Below are 16,825 nucleotides of genomic sequence, written 5' to 3' on the forward strand. Positions count from 1 at the left end.
CGGCCGGCTCTGTCACTGGGGCTTATCAAGGCTTGAGCCGTGTGCGGTGAAAGTCGCAAGCACGGTTCTTAGGGGGCTGGGTGGCGGTAACGTCGCCTGGCTACCCGACCCGGCCAATGCCGCTGGCGTAGCGGGGCTTTTGCGACGTAACCGTGTGTTTTTGTTAAGTCTCGATGGCCGGATATCGCCCAGGGTGGCCGGAATTATGATCAAGGCCCCCCAGACCATGCGGCCGGGCTTGGCCGGCGAGAGAAAGGCCGTAACGGTGGTATCGCCGATACCGATGGTGCCGTCGCGCTCTGGCCCCAGCGGGGGCATCCACATGACCGGCATGACGGTGCGCGTGATGAGGTTCCAGTCGTGAGTGAGCGGCACCGGGATGACCGGCTGGATGTTGAGTATGTTCTGCGTACCCGCCTGCGGGCCGTAGTGGAGATTGGTGTTGTTCTGGAACGGCAGGCTGATCATGCGCGCCACCGGGTTCTGCGCGAGTTTTGCCAGATCCTCATTGCTGATTGCGGCGGGCGCCGGAGCGGCGGCCACCGTCATCATCACTGCCGCGGCGGCCCACCCATTTGCATCGTGTCTGGTTGTCATTGCTGCTGGTTCCGTATCTGGAGCGGATTGCTCATGGTATTCTCAGGGCTCAAGCGCGGATGACCGCCGGCGGCCGCCGCGCCGGGCTCTCGGCCGCGCTGACGGTGGTCCGCCGCGCGATCGGCGGCTGGTCGGCGCGCCGGTCGAAGATTATCAGCCGGCCGGTTGCGAGTCCGAGTCCGTCCAGGTAACCGTCCAACCGGGCGAGCCCCGCGGCGAGCGGGTCCGGCGCCCCGTCACGCCAGACCTCTGGATGCCGGCCAGTTTCTACGCTCGAGCAAGCGCAAGCGCAATGCCGACGGGGCGCCGCCGGGCCGGCATCCGGGCGAGGCCCGCCCAACCCGCATCGTCGGCGACGGCTGAGGCGTGACACACTGATTCAGTAAAGGGACAGGGATGACGGCGTGGCCGAGCAGACGCACCTGGTGTTGACCCGGCGGGTGGAACGCCGAACCGTGCGGGGGCCTTGATCAGAAATTCGGCCAATCGCCCCACTGCGCGGTCTGCGGTCCGCGCAGCGGACCCTACGGCCTCGCGCCCGTAGGGTTCGCTGTGCGGACCGACGCCCTCCCGTCCAGCAGGGTGGCTAGAGTTATAATCTCGGGCCCGCGCGGGTCTGCGGTCGCGGCGCCGCCAGGGATCTTTCGGTCCCATGGCACGGGCGTTGCACTGGGACTCGCTAATGGTCTTCAAAAGCACGCCACCGCCACCTCCCGAGTCATGACGCCACCCATGAGCAGCCGCCCTGACCCCTCGATCCGCGTAGAGGCCCCGGCCCGGCTGCATCTGGGGTTTCTGGACCTGAACGGCGGCCTGGGCCGGCGTTTCGGCAGCCTGGGTCTGACGATCGACGCCTTCGCGACCCGGTTGCAGGCCGAGCCGGCCGAGGAATTCAGCGCCGAGGGACCGGGGGCCGCGCGCGCCCTGGCCTATGCGCGGGCCTACTCGACCGCCCGCGGCCTGCGCGGCGGGGTGCGCATCCGCTTGAGCGAGACCATCCCCGATCATGCGGGCCTGGGCTCCGGGACCCAGATGGCACTGGCGGTCGGCACCGCCTTGGAGCACCTGTGCGTAGCGGACGCCGCGGGCGCCCCGGCGGATTGCCGCGGCATCGCCGCGACCCTGGGGCGCGGGCAGCGCTCGGGCATCGGGATCGGCGCCTTCGAGGACGGCGGATTCATCTGCGATTGCGGGCGCGGTGACCTGACGGCGGTGCCGCCGGTGGTCATGCGCCTGCCCTTCCCGGCCGACTGGCGGGTCCTGTTGCTGCTGGATCAGCGGGAGCAGGGGCTTCACGGTGAACGGGAGGCGCACGCCTTCGCGCAACTGCCGCAGTTCCCCGCGGCCACTGCCGGGCACCTGTGTCGGTTGCTCCTGATGCAGTTGGTGCCGGGACTGCTGGAGGAACGGTTTGAAGACGTGGCGGGGGCGATCGGGGAGATCCAGCGCGCGGTCGGCGCCCACTTCGCCCCCGCCCAAGGCGGCTGTTTCGCCTCCCCGGCCGTGGCCGCCGCCCTGGACTGGGCGACGGCGCAGGGGTTTGTCGGCAACGGCCAGTCGTCCTGGGGCCCGACCGGCTTCATTCTGGCGGCGGACGCGGAGCAGGCACGGGCGCTGGAATTGGGGCTCAAGGCACGCTTCGGTGACCGCTCACCCCTGGGTTACCGCATCGCCGCCGGGCGCAATCGGGGCGCCCGCGTGGACGGCGAACCGGACCCGATACAGACAACCGTGCAGTCCGTCACCCGCTGATGCCTGTCGATCGGTCGTCAGCAGTCAGCAGTCAGCATTAGTATAGAGTCGAGAACAGGTTAGACACAAACACAATCGTTGTCGTAATCGGAGAAGCGATACGATCCGAGGCACTTCGATAACCTCGATTACGACAACGACAACGACGCTAACAGCATTCGCTAATGGATTTGTTTAACTTATTGGCGCACCGTTCCTCAAAGAACCCCATCCACCGAATCACCGGCCTGAGCAATACCAGTGGAAAAACCTTATCTCCTGCACATGATTACGGCCGCGAAGAATCTGAGCCCCTTCGACGTGAACATGGCCTATGACGCCGGCTGGACGGCCTGCACGGCCTACTCCCATGTGGCCCTGGAGGAGGTGACCGGACTGATCCAGGACGCCATCTTCTCCCGCGGTCCCCGGGGTGTGGCACGCACCGGCGTCTTCCTGGGCGGGCGCGACATCCATCTGGCCATGGACATGCTGGCCGCGGCCCGCGCCGCCATGGTGCCCCCCTTCGAGGTCTCGGTCTTCGCCGACCCGAGCGGCGCCTTCACCACCGCCGCGGCCATGGTCGCCGGGGCGGAGGGCTGGCTGCGGCGCGGTTTCCAGACCGGGCTTGCGGGGCTGCGGGTGCTCGTCTTCGGCGGCACCGGCCCGGTGGGCTCGGCCGCGGCCATCCTGAGCGCCCGCGCCGGGGCGCAGACGCAGATCGTGAGCCTCCTGGACCTGCCGCGCGCGCAGGAGGCGGCGCGGCATTGCAACGAGCACTGCGGGGTCGAGATCAGTGCGGCCTATGCCGGCACCGACGAGGAGATCCTGGCCCTGATGGACACGGCGGATCTGGTCTTCAATGCCGCGGCGGCCGGGGTGCAGGTGTTGCGCACCCACCAGGTCGGCCGGTCCGCACGGCTGAAGGTCGCCTGCGACGTCAACGCCGTCCCGCCTGCGGGCATCGAGGGGATTGGGGTGATGGACAACGGCGCCCCGCTCCCCGGCGCCGCGGGCGGGGCCCTGGGCCTGGGGGCGCTGGCCGTCGGCAACATCAAGTACCGGGTCCAGCAGGGCCTCCTGCGGCAGATGCACGAGGCGGACTCGCCCCAATACCTGGGGCTGGACGCGGCCTTCGAGATGGCGCGCCGACATGTCGAGTGAGCCCGCCGACCTGCTCCTGGTGGCCGCCAGCGCGCGGGCCATCGCCGAGTCGGCGGTGCGCGGCGGCTTTCGGGTGCGGGTCCTGGACGGCTTCTGCGACCTGGACACCCAGGCGCTCGGACCCTGCACCCGGGTGCCGCTGGTGGATCTGGGGGCGGGCTGGGGTCTGGAGCCGCGGCGCCTGGGCGCGGCGCTCCAGGAGGTCGCCGCCGCGGGATCTGACCTGGGTCTGGTCTATGGGTCCGGCTTGGAGTCCGCGCCCGAGGTGCTGACCAACCTGCCCGCGGGGCTGCGCCTCCTGGGCAATGACCCCGCGGTCCTGCGCCTGCTCCGGGACCCGCAACAGTTCTGCACCCTGCTTGATGGGCTCACGATCGCGCACCCGCAGACGCGTCTGGACCCGCCCCCGGCGGACGACCCGGGGCGCTGGCTGGTGAAGGCGTGCGGCGGGTGTGGTGGTCTCGGGGTAGGCCCCTGGCGTGCGGGCGATCCGCGCCCCGCGGCACCCCACCTGTTCCAGCGCTTTCAGGAGGGCGACTTGAGGTCGATCCTGTTCATCGCCGATGGCCGGGGGCTCGAGGTCATCGGCTGCAACCGCCTGCTGGTGGCCGACGCCGATCCGCGGCGCCCCTTCCTCTATGGCGGGGCGATCGGCCAGGCGGCCCTGAGCGACCCGGTGCGCACCACGGTCACGCACTGGTGCCGATCCCTGGTCGGCGCGCTCGGGCTGCGCGGCCTCAACAACCTGGACTTCATCCTGCACCAGGGGCAACCTTACCTGCTGGACATCAACCCCCGGCCGTCCGCAACCATGAGCCTCTACGAGGGCCAGTGCGAGGGCGGCTGGATCCGGCGCCACGCGCGCGCCTGCCTGGGGGACCTGTCCGGGGAGCCGCCGCGGCGCGCCGCCCAGGTCGCCGGCCAGCGGGTCGTCTATGCGACTGCCGATCTGACCATCCCCGCCGAGGTCCGCTGGCCCGACTGGTCCCGGGACCGCCCGGCGGCCGGCACCGCAATTGCGCGCGGTGCGCCCCTGTGCACCGTGCTGGCCCAGGGTCCGGACGCCGATCTGGTGGAGTCGATGCTCGCGGCCCGCGCGGAGGAAGTACGTGAGTACGTTACGGAGCGGATCACAAACGAGTTGAACAACTCCATTAGGGACCGCCTGTAGCGCCATTTTCGTTGTCGTTGTCGTAATCGAGGTTATCGTAATACCCCGAATTCTCTCGCACCCCAAAGTGCATCGCGTCTCCGATTACGACAACGACAACGATTGTGTATAACTTGTTCTTGACTCGTTACTTAAGGCACTGCGATGACTGAACCAACGATAAGCCTGAACGCCCTGACCGCCCCCCTGGTGGACGCCCTGGTAGCGGACGCGGGGCGGCTGCGCCTGGGGCTCGAGCGCCTGGATAACGGTTGCCTGGTGGTGGACGGGGGCATCGACGTACCCGGGGGCCTGGAGGCCGGTCGGCGCATCGCGCAGGTCTGCCTGGGCGGGCTCGGGCGGGTCAGCCTGCGCGGCGGCCTCGCAGTGGGCGGCCCGCTCGGGGATTGGCCGCTCGGGGTGGAGGTCTCGACCACCGACCCGGTGCTCGCCTGCCTGGGGAGCCAGTATGCCGGCTGGGGCCTGAGCCACGGGGAGGGCAAGGGCGCCTTCCAGGCCCTGGGGTCGGGCCCCGCGCGCGCCCTGACCGGTAAGGAGCCCCTGTTCGCGGAACTGGGCTACCGGGACCACTGCGAGCGCGCCGTGCTGGTGCTGGAGGTCGACCGTCGCCCCCCCGCGCCGCTGGTCGAGAAGATCGCCCGCGACTGCGGCATCGCACCGGACGGGCTCACCCTGATCCTGACCCCGACCCGCAGCCTCGTCGGCACCGTGCAGATCGTCGCCCGGGTCCTGGAAGTTGCCCTGCACAAGGCCCACACCCTGGGCTTCGACCTGCACGCCATCCGCGACGGCTTCGGCAGCGCCCCCCTGCCGCCCCCGGCATCGGACTTCGTGACCGCCATGGGCCGCACCAATGACGCCATCCTCTTCGCCGGCCAGGTCCAACTCTTCGTCACCGGTACCGACGAAGCCGCGCAAGACCTGGCCCTGCGACTGCCGAGCGGCGCGTCGCGCGACTATGGCCGACCCTTCGCGGAGGTCTTCAAGGCCTACAACTACGATTTCTTCCAGATCGACCCACTGCTCTTCAGCCCGGCGCGCATCCGGGTGACGGCCCTGGACAGCGGCCGGACCTTCTCCGCCGGGCGGGTCGATGCCGAGCTGCTGGCCGCCTCCTTCGGGTGCGTCGCGTGACGGCGCGGCCCCATCCCGCGCGGACGCGGGCCGCGCCCGCCGTCGCCATCTTCACCGACGACCCCGGCTGGCACGGTGCGCGCCTGTGCGCGGCCCTGGCCGAACGCGGCTGGGAGGGGCGCTATGTCTCGCTCACGGCCTGTCATTTCGACCTCTCGGCCGGGGGGCCGGGCCTGCACCTCCCCGGTTTCGACGCCCTGCCGGACGCCGCCTTCGTGCGCGGCGTCCCCGGCGGCACCCTGGAGGAGGTCGTCTATTACCTGGACGTGCTCCATGCCCTGCGCCGCCTGGGGGTCCTGGTCTACAACGACGGCGGTGCGATCGAGCGCAGCGTCGACAAGGGCATGACGAGCTTCCTGCTCCATACCGCAGGGGTCCCGACCCCGCCGGCCTGGGTCGTGCGCGACCCGGACGAGGCCGGCCGGGTGCTCGCACGGGAACTGGCCGCAGGCCATGATCTGGTCCTGAAACCCTTGTTCGGCTCCCAGGGGGAGGGCCTGACCCGCTTGAGCGGCAAGGACCAGGCCGCCCTGCCGCGCCCCGTCGGCAACGCCATCCACTATCTCCAGCGCTTCATCCCGGGGGACACGGCGCAGGCCCAGGACTTCCGGGTCTTCGTGATCGGCGCGCGGGCGGTGGCGGCCATGCGCCGCAGCGCGCCCACCGGCTGGATCACCAATGTCGCCCAGGGCGCCACCTGCCACCCGGCCGACCTGACCCCGGATCTGCGGGACCTGGCGGAGGCGGCCGCCCGGACCCTGGAGATGGCCTACGCGGGGGTCGATATCCTGCGCGACACCGCCGGGCGCGCCTGGGTCATCGAGGTCAATGGGGTCCCGGCCTGGAAGGGGCTGCAGCAGGTGTGCGGGTTCGACCTCGCCGCGGCCCTGGTCGCCGACCTGTTGCGCCGCCATCGGGGCGCCCCGCGCATGGAGGCGGTGGGATGACGGCGCAGTCCCGGAGCGCGTGCGGGGACGCGGCGCGGCGGCGGATCGGCGACGCCTACCGGGCGGCCTGCGCCCTGGAACTGGACGCGCTCAAGCCCGGTAACGTCCACCGCGCGTCCGCCGGGCACGGGATGACGGTCGCGGACTTCATGACCAGCGCCGCGGTCAGCGCCGACCCCCTGACCGAGCCCGGCCTGGGACTCGGGGAGCGGGTCTACCGCGCGGTGGCCGCGACCCGTGCGGCCGTCGGCTGCAATACGAATCTGGGGATCATCCTGCTCTGCGCCCCCCTGATCCAGGCGGCGCTGGACCCGGCCGCCCCGGCGACGCTGCGCGCGCGGCTCGTAACCGTACTGCGCGCTGCCGATCGCCGCGACATGGACTGGCTCAACCGGGCGATCCGGCTCGCCGCCCCCGGCGGCCTGGGTGAGTCGGCGCAGCACGACGTGGCCGCGCCGGCCACCGCCACGCCGCTCGCGGTCATGGCGCTGGCGGCCGACCGGGACCTGATCGCGGCCCAATATGCCGCCGGCTTCCGGGACCTGTTCGAGCGCGCGGTCCCGCTGTTCGGACAGTTGCAGGCCCGCTGGCAGGACCCCGCCTGGGCCGCCGCCGGGCTCTACCTGGATTTTCTCGGGCGGTTTCCCGACACGCACATCGCCCGTAAACTGGGGCCCGCGCGGGCGCGTGCGGTGACCCGGCGGGCCGCGCCCATCGCCGCCGACCTGGTCCGGGCGGCGCGCCCGGAGCCCTTTCGGGAGGCCCTGCTGCGGCTCGATCGCGAACTGAAGGAGGCCGGCCTCAACCCCGGCAGTTGCGCGGACCTGACGGTGGCCAGCCTGCTGATCGCTGGGCTTGCGCCCTCAAACCCGATTTCACTATCCGCGGCGGACCCCCGCCGTCTTCCCCGCATCGGACCGGACACCCCGGCCCCGCTGCGATCCATCTGCTACACCTGAAGAGTAAGGAGAGAAAACAATGCCAGTCATCAATAAAGTCCTGGTCGGTGAGTCCCTGGTCGGCGAGGGCAACGAGGTCGCCCACATCGACCTGATCATGGGGCCGCGCGGCTCCGCCGCCGAGACCGCCTTCTGCAACGGTCTGGTGAACAACAAGGACGGCTTCACCGCCCTGCTGGCGGTGGTCGCCCCCAACCTGCCGGTCAAGCCCAGCACCCTGATGTTCAACAAGGTCACCATCAAGGGGGCCAAGCAGGCGGTGCAGATGTTCGGACCCGCCCAGCGCGGCGTGGCCATGGCGGTGGCCGATTGCGTGGAGGACGGCACCATCCCGGCCGCCGAGGCCGACGACATCTTCATCTGTGTCGGTGTCTTCATCCACTGGCAGGCCGAGGACGACGCCAAGATCCAGGACTACAACTATCAGGCGACCAAGGAGTCGATCAAGCGCGCCATCGCCGGCGAGCCCAAGGCCGCCGACGTGGTGAAGCAAAAGGCCGGCTCCGCCCACCCCTTCGCCGCGCACAACTGACGCTGCGGGACCGGGCGCTTGGGCGCCCGGTCCCGAGCGGTCAATGACCGCGTAGGGTCCGCTGTGCGGACCAGGGCTTGTCGGCGACATCGGTCCGCACAGCGGACCCTACGTGGGTCCATTGGCCCCGGCAGGGGTCTTGCATGAATAATACGAAGTCCCGGCTAGGCGTCGTCCAGTTCGGCCAGGTCGCCGGGGCCGATACGCCCCTGGTGCAGCGCGGTGGAGACGAGCGCCCCGGATACCCCCAGTGCGCGCAGTTGCCGCAGGTCCGCCGCGTCGCGCACCCCGCCCGCCGCATAGACCCGGTGGCCGGGGGCCAGCCGGCGCAGGGCGCCCAGGCGGTCCAGGTCCGGACCCTGGCCGCTGCCGACCCGGGCCAGGGTCATGAGGATGAGGTCCGTCGGCCACAGATCGGGCCGCCGGTCGAGCCCCGCCGGCCCCAGGAACTGGTCGGCCCGATAGTCCAGGGACAGCACCGGGGCATCCAGGCGGGCCTTCAGATCCGCCCACTGAGCGAGATCGTTAATGGACTCGCTGCCGATCACGGGTCGGGCCACGCGCACGAGCCGCGCCAGATCGGTCAGGCCGCGGTCGACCCACAGACTGACCCTTGGGTGTTGCCGGTGCAGCCGCTCGACCACCTCCAGGTGACCGGTACCGCCTCCGATGGCGTCGAGGTCGGCGATATAAAGGATCGCGAAGGGGTGGAGCCCCAGCAGGGCCGCCGCCACTGCGGCGGGTTCAACCGCGGGACACAGGGGGCTTGCGATCGGCGCATAGCGGCGGCGGTCCCCGAGCCGGGCGGCGACCACCAGGCCGCCCTTCAGGTCGATGACAGGAATCAGTTTCATCAGGTTCGCCATGCGCGTTTTCGTCTTTGAATATGTGACCGGTGGCGGCCTGCTGGGGGCCGGACTGCCCCCTTCCCTGGTGCGGGAGGGGGACCTGATGCTGCGTGCCCTGGTCGCCGATCTCGCGGCCCTGGACGGGGTGGAGTGCATCATCACCCGGGACGCCCGCCTGGCGCTGCCCCGCCTGCCCGCGGACTGCCGCCCGGTGCACGACGCGGCGGACTTCCCCCGGGTCTGGGCCCAGGCCCTGGCGGGGGCGGACGCGGTGTGGCCCATCGCCCCCGAGCACCAGGGTATCCTGGAAGGGATAAGCCAAGCCATCCTCGCGGCCGACCGACCACTGCTCAACAGCCGCCCGGCGGCGGTGCGCACGGCCGCCAGCAAGCTCCGGACGATCCGGCTCCTGGAGGCCCAGGGGGTGCCGGTGGTGCCGACCTTCGGCGCCGCGGATCGGTTGCCGCCGCTGCCGGGACCCTGGGTCCTGAAGCCGGACGACGGGGTCGGGTGCCTGGGGATCCGACTGTGCCGCGACCGCGACAGCCTGTCCCGCTACTGGGAGCAATTGACGCAGGCGGAGACCTTCGTGGCCCAGCCCTTCATCCAGGGCACGGCGGCAAGCCTGAGCCTGCTGGCCAAGGACGGGGAGGTCAACCTGCTCAGCGTCAATCGTCAGCGCATTGCCGTCATGGACGAGGGGCTGATGCTGTTGGGCTGCGTGGTCAACGGACTGGGCGCGGGGGACCCCCGGTGGCGCCGCCTCGCCGGTGACGTGACCGCGGCCCTGCCGGATCTGTGGGGCTATGCGGGGGTGGACCTGATCGCCGCCGCCGAGGGCCCGCTGGTGCTGGAGGTCAACCCGCGCCTCACGACCTCCTACGTGGGTCTGCGCGAATCCTTGCAACGCAACCCGGCGGGCCTGGTGTTGGACCTGCTGGCCGGGGCCCGCCCCCGGCAGGGCGCCGTCGGGGGCCTGGCGGTCGACGTCTGTCTGGAGTATGCCGGTGCCGCGTGAGCGCTGGTTAGGGTGGGACTTAGGCGGCGCCCACCTCAAGGTCGTCGCACTCGACGCCCGCGGCCAAAGCGAGGCGGTCCTGCAGGTCGCCTGTCCCCTGTGGCAGGGGCTGGACCACCTGGACGCTGCCATCGACCGCGTGCTGGGGTCGCTGGGGGCGCGCGCGACCCGCCACGCGGTGACCATGACCGGGGAGCTCACCGACCTGTTCGAGGATCGCGCGACGGGCGTCCTGGCCCTGATCGAGCGGATGCAGCGCCGCTTTCCCGCGGAGGAGGTCCGGGTCTACGCGGGCCCCGCCGGCCTCCTGGAACCGGCCGCCGCCGCGGCGGCGCCGGATCAGATCGCCTCGGCCAACTGGATGGCCAGCGCGTCCCTGGCGGCCCGGCACTTTCCGGAAGGGGTCCTGGTGGACATCGGCAGCACCACCAGCGACCTGGTACCCTTCCGCGCGGGGCAGGTCAGCGCCCGCGGCTACCGCGACCATGAGCGCCTGGCGGCGGGCGAACTGGTTTACAGCGGCGTGGTGCGCACGCCGGTGATGGCCCTGGCCCGGCGCGTCCCCTTCGGCGGGCACTGGGTGGCGCTGATGGCCGAGCACTTCGCGACCACCGCGGATATCTACCGGCTGACCGGGGAACTGCCCGCCCACGCGGACCTGATGCCGAGCGCCGACGGCCGCGCCAAGACCAGTGCCGCCAGCGCGGGGCGGCTGGCCCGGATGCTGGGGCTCGACGCCGCCGCCACGGACCCGGCCGCCTGGCACCGACTGGCCGACCACCTGGCGGAGGGGCAGTTGCGGACCCTGACCGATGCCTGCGACTGTCTGCTCTCCCGCGGCGAACTGGCGGCGGACGCCCCCATCTTAGGGGCCGGGGTCGGACGCTTCCTGGCCCGCCGCCTGGCCGCCCGGCTGGGGCGCGCCTACCTGGGATTCGGCGCCCTGTTCGAGGAGCAATTCCCCGGTGCCGCGGACGGCCCCGAGGTGGCGGACTGCGCGCCGGCGGCGGCGGTGGCCCGTCTGGCGTTAGAAGAAAGTACGTGAGTACGAAAGAAGAGTACGTGAGTACGTTAGTACGGAAGTACGGGAAGAGGAACCGCCCCGAGCGGGCGAGGCTCCCCCGTACTAACGTACTAACGTACTAACGTACTTTCTTAAGACGATGACGTTTGATCCGCCCCAAGTCTTGGACCTGCCCTACCGGCCGGACAGTGCCCCGCTGTTCGCGTCACTGCTCGGGCGGGCCTGGCCCATGTTCCTGGACAGCGGGCGGCCCGGCTGTACCCAGGGGCGCTACGACATCCTGAGCGCGGACCCCCGCCGGGTCCTGGTCACCCGCGGGCCGACGACCGAGATCCGCACCGGGTCCGTGGTCCAGGTCTCCCGGGCCGACCCCTTCGAGCTGGTACAGGAGGCGCTCGGGCCCGCCCGCCCCGGGGTGCCGGATTTGCCCTTCAGCGGCGGGGCCATCGGCTGGTTCGCCTACGACCTGGCGCGTCGGCTGGGGCCTTTGCCGTGTCTGGCGGCGGACGCCGAGGGCACGCCGGAACTGGCCCTCGGCATCTATGACTGGGCGCTGGTGGTCGACCATGAGGCCCGGCGTAGCCGGCTGGTGGGGACGGATTTTGCTGACCTTGAGGGCTATCGGCGCCGGTTCGCGGGGGCGCCCGCCGACCGCGGGGCGGGAGCGCCGCGGGTGCCCTTCCGCGTCCTGGACCGGGTGCGCGCGAACCTGAGCCGGGCCCAGTATCTCGACGCCTTCGCCCGCATCCAGCGCTACCTGCGCGAAGGCGATTGTTACCAGGTCAATCTGGCCCAGCGCTTTGCGGCGCCGACCCAGGGCGACCCCTGGCTGGCCTACCGGGCGCTGCGGGTGATGAACCCTGCCCCCTTTGGCGCCTACCTGGGGGCGCCCGATTGTCAGGTGCTGTGCTCCTCGCCGGAGCGCTTCCTGCGGGTGCGCAACGCCCTGGTGGAGACCAAGCCCATCAAGGGCACGCGGCCCCGGGGGGCGGACCCGGGCGAGGACCTGCGCCTCGCCGAGGAACTGCGCGCAAGCCCCAAGGACCGGGCGGAGAACCTCATGATCGTGGACCTGTTGCGCAATGACTTAGGCCGCGTCTGCGCCATCGGCAGTATCGAGGTCCCGACGCTCTTCGCGGTGGAGTCCTTCGCCCGCGTCCATCACCTGGTCAGTACCGTGTGCGGGCGCCTGGCGGCGGGCCGTACTGCCCTGGACCTGCTGCGTGCCTGCTTCCCCGGCGGCTCCATCACCGGCGCGCCCAAACGGCGGGCGATGGAGATCATCGAGGAGTTGGAACCCAATCGGCGCGGGATCTACTGCGGGGCCATCGGTTATCTTGGCTTCGATGGGGCCATGGATACCAACATCGCCATCCGCACCCTGGTCCACTCCGGCGGCCTCACCCGCCTCTGGGCCGGGGGCGGGATCGTCGCGGACTCCGATGCGCAGTCCGAATACCGGGAGACCTTCGACAAGGCCGCCCCCCTCTTGGACCTCTTGGAGCGACTGCGAGTCAACCGTGTGGATCGTTAAAATCGGCGGCAGCCTGACCGCCTCAAAACACCTGCGGGCCTGGCTCGCCGCCCTGGCCGGCCGCCATGACGTCGTCGTGGTGCCGGGCGGCGGCCCCTTCGCGGATCAGGTGCGCCGCGTCCAGCGCGCCATGGGCTTCGACAACGCCACCGCCCACGAGCTGGCCCTGCTCGCCATGGAGCAGTACGGCCGCGCGCTCTGCGCCCTGCAACCCGGACTGACGCCGGCCGCGAGCCTGTCGGAGATCCGCGCCCTGGCCTACTGCGGCCTGACCCCGGTCTGGCTGCCGTACGCGCTGACCATGGCCGAACCGGACCTGCCGCGGACCTGGGACCTGACCTCCGACTCACTGGCCGGCTGGCTCGGCGAACAGCTCCAGGCGCAGGCCCTGGTCCTGATCAAGGTCGCGCCCCTGCGCCCCGGCCCCGTCGCCCTGGACACGCTGATCCGCAACGCGATCGTCGACCCGCTGCTGGAGAGCTTCACCGACTCCGGGCGGCTGCCGGTCTATCTGCTGGGAGATGCCGACGCGCCCGCCCTCGATGACCTGCTGGCGGGTCGGCCGGGGCGGGCGGTGATCGCGCAGGGGCAATCGCCGGAGCGGCCCGCGGTTTGATTGTCAGGACCATCCGTGCCATGTTGGCGGCGAACACCGTAGGAGATAACCCTATGTCCCGGAATCCTGAACCCCGCAGCGAACGCATCGACATTCGCGCCACACCGAGCGCGAAACGCGCCTTGCTGGACGCGCCAGTTGTCCCAGCACATGGCTGGCCAGGTGCGGCACCTGGACGTGGGGAAAGATCAGGAAGCGGCTGTTGTTGAGCACCCGCACCTGGTTGGCCCGGCGCGTCTGGGCGTCCCAACCGATCCAGTGGTCACGCACCGCCAGCGCGCGCCGCCCCAACCGCGGCAGCCACGCCACCGTCTGGCGGATACCGGCGATCTCCTCGACGCTGAAGACGCGACCACAGTGCACCGCTCCTTCGCAGCCCTGACCCGGTTTGCCGGCGGGCCGCTCCAGCAGGCCTAGGGCGGACCCGCGGCTACCGACCCGGGCTTTTTACCTTTTCGAGGGCTTCATTGGCGCCAGTACCAGGGCAGGGCTTCCCATTCTTTGGTGGTCGCTTCGGTGATCTCAAAGGCGCACGGGCTCACCCGCCCGAAGCCCACCGCATCCACCCAGCAAGGGCTCAGGTCAGGGGCCACCGGCCGGTGCAGTACGGCCTCATACTCCTGCCGACTGAATATCTGACGAACTTTCATGATTGTGACTCCCTGGTGATATGGGCATGCCGACGAGGACCTTACAGCCGCTCGCCCGTGCTGATCTATCGCAGGCGACCGTCTGCCTCCCGGGACGTCGCCAAGAAAACGGCGCGCTGGTCTGGGGTACCTCGGGGACAGACCACGATTTCCTGCTTTTCCTGCGGCAACACAAGAAACCGCGGTCTGCCCCGCAAATTCCTATCCACCATTGCGTCGCCGACGTGACACCGTGCCGAAACGATCCGCGCCTCTGTCACCGTATCGACAGACATCAGAATCCAGCCGCGGCAGGATAGCGGAGTTACTGTGTCTCCCGCGCCGCTCAATGCAGCACAGCGTCCAGACTCTCCGCGGTGAGGATGCGATCGGACCAGCGCAGCAGCGTCTCGGGGTCCGCACTGCCGACGCGGGCGCGCACCGTCTCGCTCGGGGGACCGAATTTCCGGTCGATCTGCCGCAGCAGCATAGCCGCCTCACCCTCCCGTCTACCCTCCCGTCTGCCTTGCTCGATGTAGCGGTCGATGAAGGTTTGCATGATTGGGTCTCCCGTGGGGTTCTGTTCCAACAGGGCGCGGACATCGCGTTCTTCCACGCGCCCGGTGCCTTGCACATAGTAGCGCAATAGGGATTCCAGGATCTCCAGCGCGGTGGTCCGGTCCTCGACCTGCTCGATCAGCGTCAGCAGGTCGCCCAGCCGCGCGAGGGGCTCTTTGCTGAAGATCCAGCGCATCGCCAACTGGACCAGACGGGTCAGCACGGCGCCCTTGTCGTCCATGGCATCGGAGATTAATCGCGGCGCCTTGGCGGCGCAAGCGTCAGCCGCTCCGCGGCTGACGATCGGGGTAGAGTGCGCCGCGCGCACCTTTCGCAGAAGTCCGTCGCTCAGACTTGCCATTACTTCGCCGACGTGACACCGTGCCGAAACGATCCGCGCCTCTGTCACCCTTTGCATGATGATATGAAATCCACACGAGGCATTCCGATGCATCCATTGACTCCTGTCTGGTTTGGGGTGACGTTACTCTTCATCTCGTCCTGGGTCGGGGCGGGCGAACCGCCGGCCAACGCCTGGGGTCTGTCGATCGAAGCGCTGGGCGCCCACCAATTCAGCGCGGATCGCGATGGCGGCGGCACGGTCGCGATGGATGAAACGGCGCTGCGCATCGGCGTCTCCCGGCCTCTGACCCCCAGTCTGCGGCTCGGGCTGAACCTGGGTTACGCTGAGTTCGCGTACGACTTCACCGCCGGTGCGCAGGAACTCGCTGCCGCCGCGCCCTGGTCGACCATCCGCAGCGCCCGGGCGGGGGTCAGCCTGAACGCCCGCCTGGGGGATCGGTGGACCCTGTTCGCCTTGCCGAGCATCCGCTGGGCCGCAGAGGACGGGGCCGCCCTGGATGACGGAGCGTTCGGCGGGGTGCTGGCCGCCGCCAGTTACCGGGTCAGCGACCGCTTGACCATCGGCCCCGGGTTCGGCGCCTTCTCCGAGATCGAGGGTGACGCCAGCCTGTTCCCGATCCTCGCGTTGGACTGGCGCCTGACCGACACCCTGAGCCTGAACACGGGCGGCGGTCTCGCGGCCAGCCGCGGACCCGGCCTGGTCCTGGAATGGCGGCCCGCGGACGCCTGGACCCTCAGTCTCGGCGCGCGTTACGAGAACGAGCGCTTTCGCCTGAACGACCAGGGCCCGGCCCCCAACGGCGTGGGCCAGGACAGCTCCATCCCGATCTATCTGGGCGTCGTGCGCACCCTCGGGCGCTTCGTCAGCCTGAGCCTGATCGCCGGGGCCAAGACGGCGGGCAACCTCCGACTGGAGAATGCCCAGGGCGACAAACTGGCGGCTACGGATTACGCCACGGCCCCCTTTGCGGGCGTGACGCTGAAGGTTCGCTTTTAGCCGATACCGCGGGGACCGACCACGAGTTCCTGCCTTTCTTGCGGCAACACAAGCAACCGCAGTCTGCCCCGAGAATCCCTATCCACCAATGCGTCGCCGACGGGACACCGTGCCGAAACGGTCCGCGCCTCTGTCATCGTGTCGGCAGAAATCAGAATCCAGCCGCGGAAAGATAGCGGACGTACCGCGTCGCCCGCGCCGCTCAATGCAGCACAGCGTCCAGACTCTCCGCAGTTCGGCGTTGATGCGGGCGGAGATGTCGTGCAGGGCGTAGGTAAACCGCGGCACGCAGGCTGGCGCGGCCTTATCGCGCCAGTCCGTGTTGATGGATGGGTTAGGCCGCACAAGTCTCACGGGACTGTGCATTGACACATCAACCATAGGAGAGGGGAAATACAAAGTTGCACCAGGCCAATGAACCCCAGAACAAACGAAATTGTCGCAAGCCCGGCAACAAGCCGAAATTGCCAGTATTCCTTTGTGTTACCGAACGAAGTGCGAATCCATCCTGGAGGGTGGACGAACCAGTGAGACCACAGCCGTCCCTTCCATCGTAGGGACCACTGCACTGCTCCCGGCGGCGACCAAAAATAGCCTGATGGCGAGCCATAATCTTGCCACTCTTGCTGCGCGCACGCCACTTGTAAGCGAAGCAGTCTGTCGAAGCAACGAAACGAGACGAACAGCAACACGATAAAGATTGGCAGAGTTAAAAGCAGCAACGATGTCGGAATAATGAACACGGGAAGTGCGGCCTCCGCCGTAGGAACGCCGGTTACCCGGCGCCCCCGGCGCAATCCCGGAGCCAGCCTGCCTGGATGCTCCATGCACGATGACTCCACCCGTGCCCACGCCGTTTCCGGGTTCATCACCCTCCCGTGTCCCAACACTGACGGCTTCATCATCTTACTTCATCCAGGAGCCTACGGGGCTTCCCGAGTTCTCGAACGTCTCTCTTCTTACATGCCATGGCCTGAGGACTCCGGCGGACATCGGTACACTC

The 16,825-nt window shown here is 69.6% G+C and carries 17 protein-coding genes; 12 read left to right on the forward strand and 5 right to left on the reverse strand.

Features of this window, described 5'->3' with window-relative positions:
- Window positions 1–12 precede the first annotated feature (12 nt).
- Window positions 13–597, reverse strand: coding sequence for a hypothetical protein (locus tag QZY48_RS31025; RefSeq protein ID WP_295437896.1), 585 nt, complete (start codon window positions 595–597; stop codon window positions 13–15).
- Window positions 598–1,329: 732 nt separating this feature from the next.
- Here QZY48_RS31025 and QZY48_RS31030 point away from each other — a divergent pair.
- The 7 genes from QZY48_RS31030 to fae all read left to right on the forward strand — a co-directional run bounded on the left by QZY48_RS31030 (window position 1,330) and on the right by fae (window position 8,235).
- A complete protein-coding gene (locus QZY48_RS31030) occupies window positions 1,330–2,349 on the forward strand; it encodes a beta-ribofuranosylaminobenzene 5'-phosphate synthase family protein (RefSeq protein ID WP_295437898.1) in 1,020 nt (339 codons plus the stop codon).
- A gap of 240 nt (window positions 2,350–2,589) precedes the next feature.
- Window positions 2,590–3,492, forward strand: coding sequence for an NAD(P)-dependent methylenetetrahydromethanopterin dehydrogenase (locus tag QZY48_RS31035; RefSeq protein ID WP_295437900.1), 903 nt, complete (start codon window positions 2,590–2,592; stop codon window positions 3,490–3,492).
- Window positions 3,482–4,663, forward strand: coding sequence for an ATP-grasp domain-containing protein (locus QZY48_RS31040; RefSeq protein ID WP_295437902.1), 1,182 nt, complete (start codon window positions 3,482–3,484; stop codon window positions 4,661–4,663). The genes QZY48_RS31035 and QZY48_RS31040 overlap by 11 nt, the downstream gene beginning before the upstream one ends.
- 144 nt (window positions 4,664–4,807) lie before the next feature.
- Window positions 4,808–5,797: a methenyltetrahydromethanopterin cyclohydrolase gene (mch, locus tag QZY48_RS31045; protein WP_295437905.1), complete on the forward strand. Its 990-nt coding sequence runs from the start codon at window positions 4,808–4,810 to the stop codon at window positions 5,795–5,797.
- Window positions 5,794–6,744: a RimK family alpha-L-glutamate ligase gene (locus QZY48_RS31050; protein WP_295437907.1), complete on the forward strand. Its 951-nt coding sequence runs from the start codon at window positions 5,794–5,796 to the stop codon at window positions 6,742–6,744. Before mch ends, QZY48_RS31050 begins: the two co-directional genes overlap by 4 nt.
- Window positions 6,741–7,703: a triphosphoribosyl-dephospho-CoA synthase gene (locus QZY48_RS31055; protein WP_295437909.1), complete on the forward strand. Its 963-nt coding sequence runs from the start codon at window positions 6,741–6,743 to the stop codon at window positions 7,701–7,703. Before QZY48_RS31050 ends, QZY48_RS31055 begins: the two co-directional genes overlap by 4 nt.
- Window positions 7,704–7,722: 19 nt before the next feature.
- Window positions 7,723–8,235, forward strand: coding sequence for a formaldehyde-activating enzyme (fae, locus tag QZY48_RS31060; protein WP_295437912.1), 513 nt, complete (start codon window positions 7,723–7,725; stop codon window positions 8,233–8,235).
- Window positions 8,236–8,399: 164 nt separating this feature from the next.
- Here the strand turns inward: fae and QZY48_RS31065 are convergent, their stop codons facing one another.
- Complete coding sequence (locus tag QZY48_RS31065; RefSeq protein WP_295437914.1) at window positions 8,400–9,089, reverse strand: HisA/HisF-related TIM barrel protein; 690 nt, start codon at window positions 9,087–9,089, stop codon at window positions 8,400–8,402.
- Window positions 9,090–9,099: 10 nt separating this feature from the next.
- Between QZY48_RS31065 and QZY48_RS31070 the strand changes: the two genes are divergently transcribed.
- From QZY48_RS31070 to QZY48_RS31085, 4 genes are all read left to right on the forward strand, one after another.
- Complete coding sequence (locus tag QZY48_RS31070; RefSeq protein ID WP_295437916.1) at window positions 9,100–10,101, forward strand: ATP-grasp domain-containing protein; 1,002 nt, start codon at window positions 9,100–9,102, stop codon at window positions 10,099–10,101.
- A complete protein-coding gene (locus tag QZY48_RS31075; protein WP_295437918.1) occupies window positions 10,091–11,146 on the forward strand; it encodes a hydantoinase/oxoprolinase family protein in 1,056 nt (351 codons plus the stop codon). The genes QZY48_RS31070 and QZY48_RS31075 overlap by 11 nt, the downstream gene beginning before the upstream one ends.
- A gap of 118 nt (window positions 11,147–11,264) precedes the next feature.
- Window positions 11,265–12,659, forward strand: coding sequence for an aminodeoxychorismate synthase component I (pabB, locus tag QZY48_RS31080; protein ID WP_295437921.1), 1,395 nt, complete (start codon window positions 11,265–11,267; stop codon window positions 12,657–12,659).
- Window positions 12,646–13,275, forward strand: a complete 630-nt coding sequence (locus QZY48_RS31085; protein ID WP_295437923.1) for an amino acid kinase — start codon at window positions 12,646–12,648, stop codon at window positions 13,273–13,275. The genes pabB and QZY48_RS31085 overlap by 14 nt, the downstream gene beginning before the upstream one ends.
- Window positions 13,276–13,326: 51 nt before the next feature.
- Here the strand turns inward: QZY48_RS31085 and QZY48_RS31090 are convergent, their stop codons facing one another.
- The 3 genes from QZY48_RS31090 to QZY48_RS31100 form a co-directional block, all read right to left on the reverse strand.
- On the reverse strand, window positions 13,327–13,638 hold the full coding sequence (locus QZY48_RS31090) for a Druantia anti-phage system protein DruA (protein ID WP_295437925.1): 312 nt from the start codon (window positions 13,636–13,638) through the stop codon (window positions 13,327–13,329).
- A gap of 101 nt (window positions 13,639–13,739) precedes the next feature.
- Window positions 13,740–13,925 carry a hypothetical protein gene (locus tag QZY48_RS31095; RefSeq protein ID WP_295437927.1) on the reverse strand — a complete coding sequence of 62 codons (186 nt, stop codon included), beginning with the start codon at window positions 13,923–13,925 and terminating at the stop codon, window positions 13,740–13,742.
- 325 nt (window positions 13,926–14,250) lie between these two features.
- Window positions 14,251–14,703: a hypothetical protein gene (locus QZY48_RS31100; RefSeq protein ID WP_295437929.1), complete on the reverse strand. Its 453-nt coding sequence runs from the start codon at window positions 14,701–14,703 to the stop codon at window positions 14,251–14,253.
- A gap of 207 nt (window positions 14,704–14,910) precedes the next feature.
- Here QZY48_RS31100 and QZY48_RS31105 point away from each other — a divergent pair, with 207 nt between their 5' ends.
- Window positions 14,911–15,822 (forward strand): hypothetical protein, encoded by a 912-nt coding sequence (locus QZY48_RS31105; protein ID WP_295437931.1) that lies wholly within the window; start codon window positions 14,911–14,913, stop codon window positions 15,820–15,822.
- Window positions 15,823–16,825: the final 1,003 nt, after the last annotated feature.

This window comes from uncultured Thiodictyon sp., assembly GCF_903828115.1.
Taxonomy (GTDB): Bacteria; Pseudomonadota; Gammaproteobacteria; order Chromatiales; family Chromatiaceae; genus Thiodictyon.